We start from the raw sequence: 13,005 nt of genomic DNA on the forward strand, positions 1-13,005 counted from the left end.
GGAAAATCGTGCACAAATCCCTCAGAAGGCGCCGAGGTAGAACCGGGCGCCCTGGTCGTCGGTGCACTCCGCTGACATGCCGTACGGCTGCCGGGACGGTTCGTCGATGACGGTGCCTCCGGCCTCGCGGACCCGCGCCACCGCGGCCTCGATGTCGGTCACCGTCCACATCGGGACGGCGACGGTCTGTGCGGCGCCGCCGGCCGCGCCGGACATGGGGTGGCAACCCTGCACTGCCCAGCCGTCCTCGATGCGCCCCGGTTCGAACGTCCAACCCAGCACCTCGCCGTAGAAGTCCCTGAACGCGGCCGAGTCGGTCACGTAGTACGTCATATACGAAAGTTCGCCTGGCCCTGCGCCGTTCAGCTCCGGCCGGGCAATGCCGGGCACCGGCTGGAACACCGCGAAGTCGGTGCCGAGTGCATCGGTGGCGTCGAGCGTCGCGCCCCACTCGTGCTGCTCGGGCGTGCCGACCTGACCGCCGGCGGCCAGGATCGCCTGCCGCGCCGCGTCGAGATCGCGCACCGCGTAGCAGCAGAACACCGTCTGCGGGCCGGTGGTCTCGAAGATGCCGGTGTGCATGCGGTTGCTCGTCACCTTGCGGGTGTCGGGGTCGTAGTCCCAGCCGAGCACGTGCCCGTAGAACGCGGCGGCCCGTTGGGCGTCCGGCGTCTGCACCGAGATGTAGCCGATGTCGCCGTGCCGGATCGGGACAGTGACGGGGACCGGTCCGGTGAGCATCCAGCGGTGCCCGAACGGGTCGATCACCACCGCGGTCCGCGAGCCGTGGGCGTCGTAGGGCTCGCGCTGCACCTGCGCGCCGTGTTGCCGGGCCTGCGCGAGCGCGGCGTCGGTGTCCGGCACATTGACCATCAGGCTCACCGAAACAGACTGTGCTGCTGGTGCTTTCAGGCCGAGCTCGGGGAACTCGTCGGCCAGGTACAGCACACCACCGGCCAGTGTCAGCTCGGCGTGCCCGATCCGGCCGTCGTCCATGACGATCGGTTCGCTGACGACGACGGCACCCAGCGCGTCGACGTACCAGGCGAGCGCGGCCCGCGCGTCTGCCACGGCGAGATAGGGCAGGGCCGCGGGCCGGGGCACCTCGACCGGGGCGGCGGCAGGTGCGTTCAGATCGGCGATGGCGGTGTCGGTTCCACTCATGACAACTCCTTTCGGGAGGGTGACGGCGGCTTCCAGGCGTGCCCGCAACCGGGCCGCGAAGGCCGGGTCCGGTGGCACGGGGCTTTCACCGCCGGCCAGGACCGTCAGTGGGTCGTGACTGTTGTGCATGGTCATGACGCACCTCCGTCCTGGTATTCGGTGTCCTGGTATTCGCTCCTGAATGCCCGTCGTGCTCGAACCAGCAGGGCCTCGGTGGCGTGCACGGTTCGTCCGATCAATTCGGCGCATTCGGGCACGGGGCGGTCATCCAGATATCGCAGTGTCAGCACCATGCGGTGCTGTTCGGGTAACCGGGCCAGCGCGGCCTCGGCGACTATCCGGTCCAGCTCGGCGTCCCAGTCGTCGAAAGGCTCTGTGGGCTCGGGTGTTTCGGGTACGGGGACGGTGAAGCGGTCGTGCCTGCGCCGGTAGTGGTCGGCCAGCTTGTGCCGCGCCACCCCGATCAACCAGGGCACCGAGATCGCCGGTGGCGAATCCCGGCGGGCGGCGTCCATCGCCGCCAGAAACGTCTCCGACGTCAGGTCTTCCGCGGTGCCCCGGTCACCGCAGCGCCGCACGAAGTACCCGTAGACCACGGGCAGCGCCGTGTCGTACAGCGCCAGCAGCGTCTGCGGAGCATCACCGTCTGATTCGCCCCTCACACCCTTATCGTCGCGCCGGGCGCTCATTTTCCGACGCCCCAACCGCAACTTCTTGTGATTTGTGCACGGTTTTCCGCGCTGACCGCGGAAAACCGTGCACAAATCACACGGCGCGGAGGCCGTCGCGGACGATGTCGAAGGCCTCGCCCAGGGCGTCGGGGAGCGAGACGGTCTCGTCGGCGAGCCACTGTTCGTAGGCGGTCAGCGCCACCCCGAGTACCGTCCACGCCACCGTCTGCGGCACCAGTGCCGTCGGCTTGGTGTCCAGCCGGCGCGCGACGAATGCCGCGATGACGCCGCGCCAGCCCGCGTACATCGTCATCGAGTAGGCCTGCAGCGCGTCGGTCTGCAGGATCACCTGCATCCGGCGCCGGTGCCGGGGTGTCTCGGATTCGTCAAAGCTGTTGAATTCCAACAATGCCGAGCGCAGGGCGGCGTCCAGCGGGACATGGTGGGGGACGGCGTTCAGCAGGTCCCGCAGGTTGGTCAGACTCGCGTCGAAATCGGCCCAGGGGATGGCATTCTTCGACGAGAAGTACCGGAACAGGGTGCGCCGGGAGATGCCGGCGGCGTGGGCGACGTCGTCGACGCTGACGTCGTCGAAGCCGCGGGTCGCGAACAGCTCGAGGGCCACATGGGTGATGTGGTCGCGCGTGGTGGAACGGCGCCGGCCCACGCGGCCGTGCGTTGGGGCAGACCCGGCATCGTGCCCGGGACGCTCGGTTTCGGTCCTCATCAGACCCGCCCTTCCTTTTCGGCACTCGATGCCATATTCTTGCGACTTGGATCACAGTTGTCGAGTCCCGACAACTGCCACGGTAGCGAAAGGGGCGATCCATGGACTCGAATCAGCAGGCTAATTCCGACACCGAACTGGTCACCGAGACTCTGGTCGAAGAGGTCTCGATCGACGGTATGTGCGGGGTCTACTGACCGTGTCTGCACCAGCCGCGGCCCGGACCGGGCCCGAGGCGGCCTTCGATCCTGACCGCGGCTGGCGGCTGCACCACCAGGTCGCCGTCCGTCCGGAACCGTTCGGCGCCCTCCTGTATCACTTTGGTACGCGCAAACTTTCGTTCCTGAAGAATCGCACCATCGTCGAGATCGTCAACTCGCTCGGCGACCATCCGGACGTGCGCAGCGCCTGCCGCGCCGCCGGTATCGACGATGCCCAGCAGGGGCCGTATCTGCACGCGTTCGGCGTGCTGGTCCAGTCCAAGATGCTGATCCCGGCAGACCAGAACAGCCCAGAAGGATCCACCGCTTCATGACCGCTACGGCACCCGTGCCCCGGCTGATCGAGCAGTTCGAGCACGGCCTCGACGCGCCCATCTGCCTCACCTGGGAACTGACCTACGCCTGCAACCTGTCCTGCGTGCACTGCCTGTCGTCGTCGGGCAAGCGCGACCCGCGCGAGCTGAGCACCCAGCAGTGCAAGGACATCATCGACGAGCTCGAGCGCATGCAGGTGTTCTACGTGAACATCGGCGGCGGCGAGCCGACCGTGCGGTCTGACTTCTGGGAGCTCGTCGACTACGCCACCGAGCACCATGTGGGCGTCAAGTTCTCCACCAACGGGGTGCGTATCGACGAGGCGGTCGCGGCCAAGCTGGCCGCGAGTGACTATGTGGACGTTCAGATTTCGCTCGACGGCGCCACCGCGGAGATCAACGACGCGGTGCGCGGTCCGGGCTCGTTCGCCATGGCCATCCGGGCGCTGGAGAACTTGAAGAACGCCGGTTTCAAGGACGCCAAGATCTCGGTCGTCGTCACCCGGCACAACGTCGACCAGCTCGACGATTTCAAGGCCCTGGCCGACAACTACGGCGCCACCCTGCGCATCACGCGGCTGCGTCCGTCGGGTCGCGGTGCCGACGTGTGGGATGACCTGCACCCCACCGCCGAGCAGCAGGTGCAGCTCTACAACTGGCTGGTCGCCAAGGGTGAGCGGGTGCTCACGGGTGACTCGTTCTTCCACCTGTCGGGTCTCGGTGAGCCGGGCGCGCTGGCCGGCCTGAACCTGTGCGGCGCCGGTCGTGTCGTGTGCCTCATCGACCCCGTCGGCGACGTGTACGCCTGCCCGTTCGCCATCCATGAGCGCTTCCTGGCCGGAAACATCCTCAGCGACAACGGGTTCCAGGACGTCTGGCAGAACGCCCCGCTGTTCCGCGAGCTTCGGGAACCGCAGTCGGCCGGCGCCTGCAGCGGCTGCGACCACTACGACAGCTGCCGCGGCGGCTGCATGGCAGCCAAGTTCTTCACCGGCCTGCCCATGGACGGCCCGGACCCCGAGTGCGTGCAGGGCTACGGCGAGCCCGCCCTGGCGCTCGATCGCGACAAGCCCAAGTCGCATCTCGACCACTCCCGCAGCGGCGGCCGCAAGGGGCCGGTTCCGCTCAAGCTGTTGGCCATGCCGGCCAAGGCTCCCCAGAAATTCTGTAACGAAAGTCCTGTTTAGATCATGGCCCGTGATACCTGGTTCGAAACCGTCGCGATCGCGCAGGAGCGCGCGAAGAAGCGGCTCCCCAAGTCCGCCTACTCCTCGCTGATCTCGGCGAGCGAGAAGGGCCTGACGGTCGCCGACAACGTCGCGGCGTTCGGTGAGCTCGGCTTCGCGCCGCACGTCATCGGCGCGCTGGACAAGCGCGAGATGTCCACAACGGTTATGGGTCAAGAGATTTCACTGCCCGTGATTATTTCTCCGACCGGTGTGCAGGCGATCCACCCCGACGGTGAGGTCGCCGTCGCGCGCGCCGCCGCGGCCCGCGGCACCGCGATGGGGCTCTCGTCGTTCGCGAGCAAGCCGATGGAAGAGGTCATCGCGGCCAACCCCAAGACGTTCTTCCAGATCTACTGGCTCGGCAGCCGCGACGACATCGCGGCCCGGGCGGAGCGGGCCCGCGCGGCCGGCGCGAAGGGCCTGATCGTCACCACCGACTGGAGCTTCAGCCACGGCCGGGACTGGGGCAGCCCCAAGATCCCGGAAAAGATGGACATCAAGACCATCATCAAGATGAGCCCTGAGGTCATCACCAAGCCGCGCTACATGTGGACCTGGGGCAAGACCCTGCGTCCGCCGGAGTTGTGCGTGCCGAACCAGGCCATCAACGGCCAGGCCGCGCCGCCGTTCTTCCATGCCTACGGCGAATGGATGGGTACGCCGGCGCCGACCTGGGAGGACATCGCCTGGCTGCGCGAGCTGTGGGGCGGCCCGTTCATGCTCAAGGGCGTCATGCGCATCGACGACGCCAAACGTGCTGTGGATGCCGGTGTTTCGGCCATTTCGGTGTCCAACCACGGCGGTAACAACCTGGACAGCACCCCGGCGTCGATCCGGGCGCTGCCCGCCATCGCCGAGGCCGTCGGCGACCAGGTCGAGGTTTTGCTGGACGGCGGTATCCGCCGCGGCAGTGACGTGGTCAAGGCGCTGGCGCTGGGTGCCCGTGCGGTCATGCTCGGCCGGGCCTACCTGTGGGGGCTGGCGGCCGAGGGACAGGCCGGTGTCGAGAACGTGCTCGACATCATGCACGGCGGTATCGACTCGGCGCTGCGTGGTCTGGGCAAGGGCTCGATTCACGACCTCGGGCCCGACGACATCCTGGTGCCGGAGGGCTTCACCCGGCGGCTGGGCGGCTGAGCCGACGGGCGGTCCGGCGGGATTCGACGGGTCCGCTGATACGCGCGGTGCTGACGTGGCTGACGTGATGGTCGCCGGGGTCTTGACAACCGCGGCGATTTGACCATTCGCTACGAATTGTTGCGTATACGGCAACAATTGGCGCACAGCGGGCAAATTCGGCTTACCATCGGCGGGTGCCTTTTCCCAGCGAGCTCGGGAACTCGACGTCGAGGCAGTTGCAATCCCTGCGGCCTTCGTTGATCGTCCCGATTGGTTCCACCGAGCAGCATGGGCCGCACCTGCCGCTGGATACCGATACCCGGATCGCCGAGGCGGTGTCGCGGTCCGTGGCCGCGCGGTTGTGTGAGGCTGCGGAATCAGATCAGGCCGACGGCGTCGCTCAGCCGGCGTGGTTGGTCGCGTCTGCCATCAGCTACGGGGCGAGCGGTGAGCACGAGAGCTTTCCCGGCACCATCTCGATCGGCCTGGCCGCGCTGGAGCATTTGCTGGTCGAGTTCGGGCGGTCGGCCTGTAACTGGGCCGGCCGGGTCGTGTTCGTCAACGGCCACGGCGGCAACGTGGCGGCGCTGACGGCGGCGACCACGCTGCTGCGGGCCGAGGGGCGCGATGTGGCCTGGTGCCCGTGCGCGGCCGCTGGTGCGGACGCCCACGCGGGCCATACCGAAACGTCTGTACTGCTGCACCTTTCACCGGCCGACGTCTGGGTCGAGGAAAGCGTCGTCGGCAACACCGCGCCGTTGCCGGAGCTGCTGCCGGCATTGCGCCGCGGCGGGGTGGCGGCGGTCAGCGCGGTCGGGGTGCTGGGCGATCCGACGACTGCCACCGCCCTCGACGGGTCCCGTATCTTTGCAGAAATGGTCGAAGGCTCCGTGCGCCGGATCAGCGCATGGCAGCCGAGCTCTGGGGGGATGCTCGCGTGACGGGGGTGGGACAGTGACTGGGCCGCGGCTGCCTGACGGTTTTGCCGTCCAAGTGGATCGCCGAGTCAAGGTGCTGGGTGAGGGCGCCGCGCTGCTCGGTGGCTCACCGACGCGACTGCTGAAGCTGGCGCCGGCGGCGCAGACGATGCTCGATCGCGGCCGCCTCGAGGTCCACGACGCGCAGAGCGCGCAGCTGGCCCGCACGCTGCTCGACGCCACGGTGGCCCACCCACGACCGGCGACCGGGCCGTCGCACCTCGACGTGACCGTCGTGATTCCGGTACGTGACAACGCCGTTGGCGTCGCCCGCCTGGTGCGGTCCCTGCGCGGCATGCGCGTCGTCGTGGTCGACGACGGCTCGGTGGTGCCGCTGCAGGCCGCGGACTTCTGCGACCTGGCCGGGCACTGCGACGTGCGGGTGCTCCGGCACGACGTCAGCCGGGGACCGGCCGCGGCCCGCAACACCGGGCTGGCCGCCTGCGAGACCGACTTCGTGGCGTTCCTGGACTCCGACGTGGTGCCACGTCGCGGGTGGCTGGAGGCGCTGCTGGGGCACTTTTGCGACCCGGCCGTCGCGTTGGTCGCGCCGCGCATCGTCGGCCTGCACGAGCCCGACAATCTGATCGCGCGCTACGAGGCCGTGCGGTCGTCGCTCGACCTCGGCATGCGGGAAGCCCCGGTGGTGCCGTACGGCATGGTGGCCTACGTGCCGAGCGCGGCCATCATCTGCCGGCGCGCGGCGCTGGACCAGGTGGGCGGTTTCGACGAGTCGCTGCAGTCCGGCGAGGACGTGGACCTGTGCTGGCGGTTCATCGAGGCCGGGGCCCGGCTGCGGTACGAGCCGATCGCGCTGGTCGGGCACGATCACCGCACCGCACTGCGAGAGTGGTTCGCCCGCAAGGCCTTTTACGGTTCCTCGGCCGCACCGCTGTCGGTCCGGCACCCCGGCAAGACGGCGCCGCTGGTCATTTCCGGCTGGACACTGGTGGTCTGGGTGCTGCTGGCCATGGGGTCCGGCGTGGGTTACCTGGCCTCGACGATCGCCGCCGCGATCACCGGCCGGCGCATCGCCAACTCGCTGCGGTCGGTCGACACCGAACCCCGGGAAGTCGCCGCCGTCGCCGCGCAGGGGCTGTGGGCCGCGGCCCTGCAACTCGCCGCCGCACTGTGCCGGCACTACTGGCCGGTGGCTCTCGTGCTGGCGGTGTGTTTCCGGCGCTGGCGTCAAGTGGTGCTGATCGCCGCGATCGTCGACGGCGTCGTCGACTGGGCGCGTCGCCACCACACGGTCGACGACAACACCCAGCGCGTGGGCCTGCTGGCCTACCTGCTGCTCAAGCGTCTCGATGACATCGCCTACGGTCTCGGGCTGTGGGGCGGCGTGGTGCGCGAGCGGCATCTGGGTGCGCTCAAGCCGCAGATCCGGACTTGAGCCCACGTCGCGATGACGTCCTGATCGTCGGGGCCGGCAGCGCCGGCTGCGTTCTGGCCGAGCGTCTTTCGGCCGATCCTGCCTGTCGGGTGACGCTGCTGGAGACCGGCGGCACGATCCGTCCGGAGCCGGGCTGGGTGCTGCCCATCGGCGTCGACAGCGCCGTGGCCCGACAGCACCGCACGACGCTGACGCAGAATCCGGTGCGGTCGGTGGACATCGTGCGCGGACGGGTGCTGGGCGGGTCCGGGGCGATCAACGGCGGCTATTTCTGCCGGGCCTGGCCCGCGGATTTCGCGGCCTGGGCGGTGCCGGGCTGGTCCTGGTCCGACGTCCTGCCGCACTATCGCGCCATCGAGACGGACCACGACTTCGGCGACGGCGCCGAGCACGGTGCGACCGGCCCGGTACCCGTGCGCCGTATCAGCGAATTCGCAGCGTCCTCACAGGCTTTCCGTGACGCGGCGGGCGGCCGGTACCCCTGGATCGACGATCTCAACGCCGCGGCCGGGGTCCGGTCCGGACTCGGTGCGGTGCCGCTCAACATCGATGACACCGGGCACCGGCACGGTCCGGGCGAGGTCTACCTGACGGCCGCGCGCGGCCGGGACAACCTGGCGGTGCTCGCCGGTACCCGCGTGCTGCGGGTGCTGTTCGACGGTGACCGCGCGGTGGGCGTCAGGTGTCTCGGTCCCGAGGGTGTGACGGACCGGTATGCCGACCGGATCGTGTTGTGCGCCGGGGCAATTGAATCGGCGCATCTGCTGATGCTGTCCGGGATCGGCCCGGCCGCGCAGTTGCGGAGCGTCGGCGTGCCGGTGGTGGCGGACCTGCCGGTGGGGGTCGCGTGCGCCGATCATCCGGAGTGGGTGGTGCCGACCACCTGGCCCGCCGAGCTCGGGCGCCCGCCGCTCGAATTGCTGCTCACCACCGACGAATTGGAGATCCGGCCGTACACCTGGGGTTTCGCGGCCATGACCGGCGGGGTCACCGATGGTGCGGACCCGGTGCACCTTGGCATCTCCCTGATGCGGCCGCGCGCGCAGGGCCGGGTCCTGCTGGTGTCGGACGATCCCGACGTACGTCCCACCATCGAGCACCGCTACGACGTCGACCCGGCCGATGCCGCCGCGCTACACGTCGGTCACGAACTGTGTCGCGACCTGTTCGGTGACGCCGTCGCCGGCGGCGAGCCCGCGTGGTCCACCGCGCAGCATCTGTCGGCCACGGCGCCGATGGGCGCCGACGGCGACGAACGTGCCGTCCTCGATCCGCAGTGCCGGGTGCGCGGCGTCGAAGGGTTGTGGGTGGCCGACGGCGCCGCGCTGCCCGGCATCACCGGCCGGGGCCCGCACGCGACCATCGTCATGCTGGCGCACCGGGCCGCGCAGTTCATCGCGTCGTAGGAGCGTGGGTCGGTAACGGTTCGGGTGGGGTGTAGCGCGAGCGTGCGGTCAGATCGCGAATTCGTGGGCAGAGGCGTTCTGGTTTCACAGTCGGCCGCTAGGGGCTGGGCACTTGACAAGCAAATGCCTTGTGGGCGTTGACTGTGCACTGGCGCAGGAAAAGCTCGAGTACCGAACTGCGTAGACGCACAGTCAATTGTGTTGCCGACCCACGCTCTTAGCCGCTGAGTGGCCACCTGGCGCACGCGAATCGCGAAAATGCCTGTGCCGACTAGTCGTTGGGTGGTGTGCGTTCGCGGCCGGGCGCCCAGAACGCGATCAGTACGCCCGCGACCGCGGTGATCGACGCCAGCACCACGAGCGATGTCTGCATCGCGTGGAGGAACGCCACGCGCGCCACCGTCACGAGCTGACCGCCGACCGGGCCCAGATGGGGTGCGGCGGCCACCGCACCGGCCAGCGAGCCGCGCGCGGCGTCTTGCATCGGAGCCGGAAAACCGGCGACGGCGGGCCCGATGTGCTTGCTGTATCCGGCCGCCAGGAGGGAGCCGGTCAGCGCGATGCCGAGGGCTGCGCCGACCTCGCGCGTGGTGTCGTTGACTGCCGACGCCACTCCCTGCTTGGCGTCCGGCACCGATGTCATGATCGCCGAAGTCGTTGGCGCGGTGAAGATTCCGACTCCGGTGCTCACCACCAGCAGCGGCCAGGCCAGAGCCCAGTACGACGAGTCGATGCGCACCAGGCACAGGGACAGCAGGCCGGCGGACAGCAGCCCCAGGCCGACGAGCACCACGACGCGCAAGCCCAGCTTCGGCAGATACCACGACGACAACGGGGACAGGATGAGCATCGGCACCGCCAGCGGGGACAGGGCCAGTGCGGTTCCAAGCGGGCTGTAGCCCATGACCAGTTGCATGAATTGCATCGCCAGGTAGAAGAAGCCGAACATCACCATGAACAGCACCGTGATGGCCGCGGCTCCGGTGCCGAACTGGCGATCGAGAAACAGTCGGACATCCAGCAGCGGGTCCCGGGCCCGAAGCTCGATGATCGCGAACGCCCCGGCCAGGACCAGGCCGCCGGCGATACCGCCCAGCACCACCGGATGCGTCCAGCCCCGATCGGGGGCCGCCAGGATGCCGTACACCAGCGCGGCGACGGCCGCGGCGATGACGACCGCGCCCGCGACGTCCAAGGTGCGGGCTTCCGCGTCGCGCGAACTCGTGATGGTCGTGGTCATGACAATGAGGACCAGCCCGGCACCGGCGAACGCCCAGAAGATCGACTGCCAGGGCCAGAAGTGCAACAGCACACCGGATCCCAGCATGCCGAACACGCCACCGCAGCCGGCCATGCCGGCCCAGATGCCCACCGCCTTGGTGCGCTGGTCCGCCGGGTACGACGCCGTTATCAGGGACAGCGTCGCCGGCATGATGAATGCGGCACCGACGCCGGCGACCGCGCGTGCGCCGATGATCTGCAGGGGATCGGTGCTCAGTGCCGGAACAATCGAGGCCACCGCAAAGACGGCCAGGCCGAACAGCAGGGCGCCGCGCCGGCCGTAGCGGTCGCCGATGGCGCCGGCGGGCAGCAGCAGGCAGGCCAGCGTCAGCGTGTAGCTGTCGATGATCCAGGTCAGCTGGGTCTGGTTCGCCGAGGTGGCCATGGCGATGTCGCCGAGCGCGGTGTTGAGCGCCACCATCGACGAAATCACCACCAGCACACCGCAACACGCCACGAGAAGGGTCCAGGTGCGGTTGCGTGAGATGGGTGGAGTGGCCGTAGGCTGCGTGGAATCGGCCAGGGGGCTCGCCACGCTCGCCTTGTCGGCCATGCGGCCACCTTCCGGTAGTTTCAAGACTGATGATCTTCAAACGAGACTAACAGTCTTGTTTGTCGGCCGAAAGGTGAATGGAGTTGTCCAGCGAACATGGTGACCCCAGGCCGGCCCGGTCGCGGGCGCGGCTTCTCGAGGCGGCGACCGCCCTGCTGCGCTCCGGCGGTCCCAGTGCCGTGACCGTCGACGCGGTGATCCGCGCGTCCAATGTGGCCAGGGCGACCCTCTACCGGCACTACGCCAGCGGAAATGACTTGCTGGCAGCGGCATTTCACGCGCTCATTCCGCCGGCTCCCGTGCGGCCCGCCGAGGGCGACCTGCGCGAGCAGTTGATCGCGCTCGTGCGCGCGCAGGCGGAACTGATCGCCGAGGCGCCGGTCAGCCTGGCGGCCATGTCGTGGCTGACGCTCGGTGGCAACCTCGAACACCTGCCGTGGGGCGCGGCGGGGACCGAGAGCGTCGAGGTCCGTAACCTGCGGGAACGGGTGGCCGAGCAGTACGCCGCGCCGTTCGAGGCAGTGCTGTCCAGTCCCGAGGCCGTCGCCGAATTGGGCGACGTCGACCGGGTCCGCGCCGCGGCGTTGTTACTCGGCCCGATCGTGCTGGGCAAGCTCAGCACGTTGCCCGACTTCGATTACCGCGAGATCGCCGTCGCCGCCGTCGACGGATTCCTCGCGACTCATCGCGTCAGCGCAGCGAATACCGGATCGGCAGGTGCTTGAAACCGCCGACGAACGTCGTCGCGGAAAGCTCCGGGGCGCCGGCCAATTCGATCGAGTCCAGCCGGGGCAGTAGTTCGGAGAACAGGCTGTTCATCTCCATGCGCGCCAGTGCGGCACCCAGACAGAAGTGCACGCCGTAGCCGAACGCCAGGTGCTTGTTCGGCTCGCGTGCGACGTCGAACCGGAACGGGTCGGCGAACACCTCTTCGTCGCGGTTACCGGAAACGTAAGCGAGATAAACGGATTCGCCCTCCGCGATCGGCACGCCGCGCACGACGGTGTCGGCGGTGGCGGTACGCATGAATTCCTTCACCGGCGTGCTCCACCGGATCATCTCCTCGACGGCCGTGGGCATCAGGTCGGGGTTCGCCTTCAGGCGTGCCAACTCGCCGGGATTCTGGATCAGCGCGTGCAGCCCACCCGAGATGGCGTCCTTGGTGGTGTCGTGGCCGGCGCTGGCCACGATCACGTAGTAGGACGCGGTGTCCATGTCGCTGAGCGGTTCGCCGTCGATGCGGCCGTTCGCGATCGCCGACGCCAGGTCACCGGTCGGGTTGGCCCGCCGGGATGCGGTCAGCGCGGCGAAGTACTGGAAGAATTCGAGCAGCACGGCGAACAGCTCTTCCGGCGACTGGCCGCGTGAGTACTCTTCGTCGTCGCCGCCGAACATCTCCTGGGTCAGGGTGTGCATGCGGTCGTAATCCTCCTCGGGGAGGCCGAGCAGCGACATGATCACGTACAGCGGGAACTGGATGGCGATCTCCTCGACGAAGTCGCACTCGGGTCCGATGTCGCGCATCCGGTCGACGTACCGCTTGGCGAGCTCGTCCACCCGGACCTTGAGATCGCGCATGGCCTTCGGGCGGAACCAGTCGGCGCCGATGGCGCGGATCTTCCGGTGGTGCGGGTCGTCCATGTGGATGAGCGTGCGCAGCCCGATACCGGCATCAGCCTGGGCCTTCAACAGATCCTCGGCGTCGGCCTTCATGAGCAGTGGGCGGGGCTCGCTGATGAAGAGGTTGTTGTCCCGCTCGATGGCCATGATGTCGGCGTGTTTGGTGATCGCCCAGAACGGCCGGTACGGCGGATTGTCAACCCAGGCAACGGGATTGGTGGCGCGGAGGTGGGTCAGTGCGGTGTGCAACCGATCGTCGTCGGCGTAGGCGGAGGGGTCGGCGAGGACCTTGGCGGCCTCGTCGGTGGTGGGTGCAGTCATTGAACT

Annotated in this window: 13 protein-coding genes; 8 read left to right on the forward strand and 5 right to left on the reverse strand. The window is 68.7% G+C overall.

What is annotated here, in order from left to right; all coding sequences use genetic code 11:
* Positions 1-21: 21 nt before the first annotated feature.
* The 3 genes from BR47_RS0112605 to mftR all read right to left on the reverse strand — a co-directional run bounded on the left by BR47_RS0112605 (position 22) and on the right by mftR (position 2,562).
* On the reverse strand, positions 22-1,293 hold the full coding sequence (locus BR47_RS0112605; RefSeq protein WP_029119732.1) for a VOC family protein: 1,272 nt from the start codon (positions 1,291-1,293) through the stop codon (positions 22-24).
* Between the two features lie 2 nt (positions 1,294-1,295).
* Positions 1,296-1,853, reverse strand: coding sequence for an RNA polymerase sigma factor (locus tag BR47_RS0112610; protein WP_051634769.1), 558 nt, complete (start codon positions 1,851-1,853; stop codon positions 1,296-1,298).
* Positions 1,854-1,929: 76 nt separating this feature from the next.
* On the reverse strand, positions 1,930-2,562 hold the full coding sequence (gene mftR / locus BR47_RS0112615; protein ID WP_051634770.1) for a mycofactocin system transcriptional regulator MftR: 633 nt from the start codon (positions 2,560-2,562) through the stop codon (positions 1,930-1,932).
* A gap of 101 nt (positions 2,563-2,663) precedes the next feature.
* On the opposite strand from mftR, the gene mftA reads away from it, so the two are divergent.
* The 7 genes from mftA (at position 2,664) to mftG (ending at position 9,224) form a co-directional block, all read left to right on the forward strand.
* Positions 2,664-2,759: a mycofactocin precursor MftA gene (gene mftA / locus BR47_RS32590; protein ID WP_020101386.1), complete on the forward strand. Its 96-nt coding sequence runs from the start codon at positions 2,664-2,666 to the stop codon at positions 2,757-2,759.
* A gap of 2 nt (positions 2,760-2,761) precedes the next feature.
* Entirely contained in the window at positions 2,762-3,097 is a 336-nt protein-coding gene (gene mftB / locus BR47_RS0112625) for a mycofactocin biosynthesis chaperone MftB (protein ID WP_020101387.1), read from the forward strand.
* A complete protein-coding gene (gene mftC / locus BR47_RS0112630) occupies positions 3,094-4,284 on the forward strand; it encodes a mycofactocin radical SAM maturase (protein WP_029119735.1) in 1,191 nt (396 codons plus the stop codon). The genes mftB and mftC overlap by 4 nt, the downstream gene beginning before the upstream one ends.
* 3 nt (positions 4,285-4,287) lie before the next feature.
* A complete protein-coding gene (mftD, locus tag BR47_RS0112635; RefSeq protein ID WP_020101389.1) occupies positions 4,288-5,463 on the forward strand; it encodes a pre-mycofactocin synthase MftD in 1,176 nt (391 codons plus the stop codon).
* A 137-nt stretch (positions 5,464-5,600) separates the two neighbouring features.
* Positions 5,601-6,386, forward strand: a complete 786-nt coding sequence (gene mftE / locus BR47_RS0112640; protein ID WP_090562695.1) for a mycofactocin biosynthesis peptidyl-dipeptidase MftE — start codon at positions 5,601-5,603, stop codon at positions 6,384-6,386.
* 13 nt (positions 6,387-6,399) lie between these two features.
* On the forward strand, positions 6,400-7,818 hold the full coding sequence (gene mftF / locus BR47_RS0112645) for a mycofactocin biosynthesis glycosyltransferase MftF (protein ID WP_029119736.1): 1,419 nt from the start codon (positions 6,400-6,402) through the stop codon (positions 7,816-7,818).
* Complete coding sequence (mftG, locus tag BR47_RS0112650) at positions 7,815-9,224, forward strand: mycofactocin dehydrogenase MftG (RefSeq protein WP_029119737.1); 1,410 nt, start codon at positions 7,815-7,817, stop codon at positions 9,222-9,224. Before mftF ends, mftG begins: the two co-directional genes overlap by 4 nt.
* Before the next feature lie 271 nt (positions 9,225-9,495).
* Here the strand turns inward: mftG and BR47_RS0112655 are convergent, their stop codons facing one another.
* Positions 9,496-11,058 carry an MFS transporter gene (locus BR47_RS0112655; RefSeq protein WP_029119738.1) on the reverse strand — a complete coding sequence of 521 codons (1,563 nt, stop codon included), beginning with the start codon at positions 11,056-11,058 and terminating at the stop codon, positions 9,496-9,498.
* Between the two features lie 77 nt (positions 11,059-11,135).
* Here BR47_RS0112655 and BR47_RS0112660 point away from each other — a divergent pair, with 77 nt between their 5' ends.
* Entirely contained in the window at positions 11,136-11,783 is a 648-nt protein-coding gene (locus BR47_RS0112660; RefSeq protein ID WP_036427207.1) for a TetR/AcrR family transcriptional regulator, read from the forward strand.
* On the opposite strand, the gene BR47_RS0112665 is transcribed toward BR47_RS0112660, so the two are convergent.
* Positions 11,749-12,999 (reverse strand): cytochrome P450, encoded by a 1,251-nt coding sequence (locus tag BR47_RS0112665; RefSeq protein WP_029119740.1) that lies wholly within the window; start codon positions 12,997-12,999, stop codon positions 11,749-11,751. The two genes, BR47_RS0112660 and BR47_RS0112665, sit on opposite strands and share 35 nt — an antisense overlap.
* Positions 13,000-13,005 lie beyond the last annotated feature (6 nt).

Source organism: Mycobacterium sp. UNC410CL29Cvi84 (assembly GCF_000686745.1).
Classification (GTDB): domain Bacteria; phylum Actinomycetota; class Actinomycetes; order Mycobacteriales; family Mycobacteriaceae; genus Mycobacterium; species Mycobacterium mucogenicum_B.

What these genes read in the sequence shown, in the direction of transcription:
- BR47_RS0112605 (WP_029119732.1), bottom strand. Translation starts at nt 1,293, where the DNA reads ATGCACAACAGTCACGACCCACTGACGGTCCTGGCCGGCGGTGAAAGC.
- BR47_RS0112610 (WP_051634769.1), bottom strand. Translation starts at nt 1,853, where the DNA reads ATGAGCGCCCGGCGCGACGATAAGGGTGTGAGGGGCGAATCAGACGGT.
- mftR (WP_051634770.1), bottom strand. Translation starts at nt 2,562, where the DNA reads ATGAGGACCGAAACCGAGCGTCCCGGGCACGATGCCGGGTCTGCCCCA.
- mftA (WP_020101386.1), top strand. Translation starts at nt 2,664, where the DNA reads ATGGACTCGAATCAGCAGGCTAATTCCGACACCGAACTGGTCACCGAG.
- mftC (WP_029119735.1), top strand. Translation starts at nt 3,094, where the DNA reads ATGACCGCTACGGCACCCGTGCCCCGGCTGATCGAGCAGTTCGAGCAC.
- mftD (WP_020101389.1), top strand. Translation starts at nt 4,288, where the DNA reads ATGGCCCGTGATACCTGGTTCGAAACCGTCGCGATCGCGCAGGAGCGC.
- BR47_RS0112655 (WP_029119738.1), bottom strand. Translation starts at nt 11,058, where the DNA reads ATGGCCGACAAGGCGAGCGTGGCGAGCCCCCTGGCCGATTCCACGCAG.
- BR47_RS0112660 (WP_036427207.1), top strand. Translation starts at nt 11,136, where the DNA reads ATGGAGTTGTCCAGCGAACATGGTGACCCCAGGCCGGCCCGGTCGCGG.
- BR47_RS0112665 (WP_029119740.1), bottom strand. Translation starts at nt 12,999, where the DNA reads ATGACTGCACCCACCACCGACGAGGCCGCCAAGGTCCTCGCCGACCCC.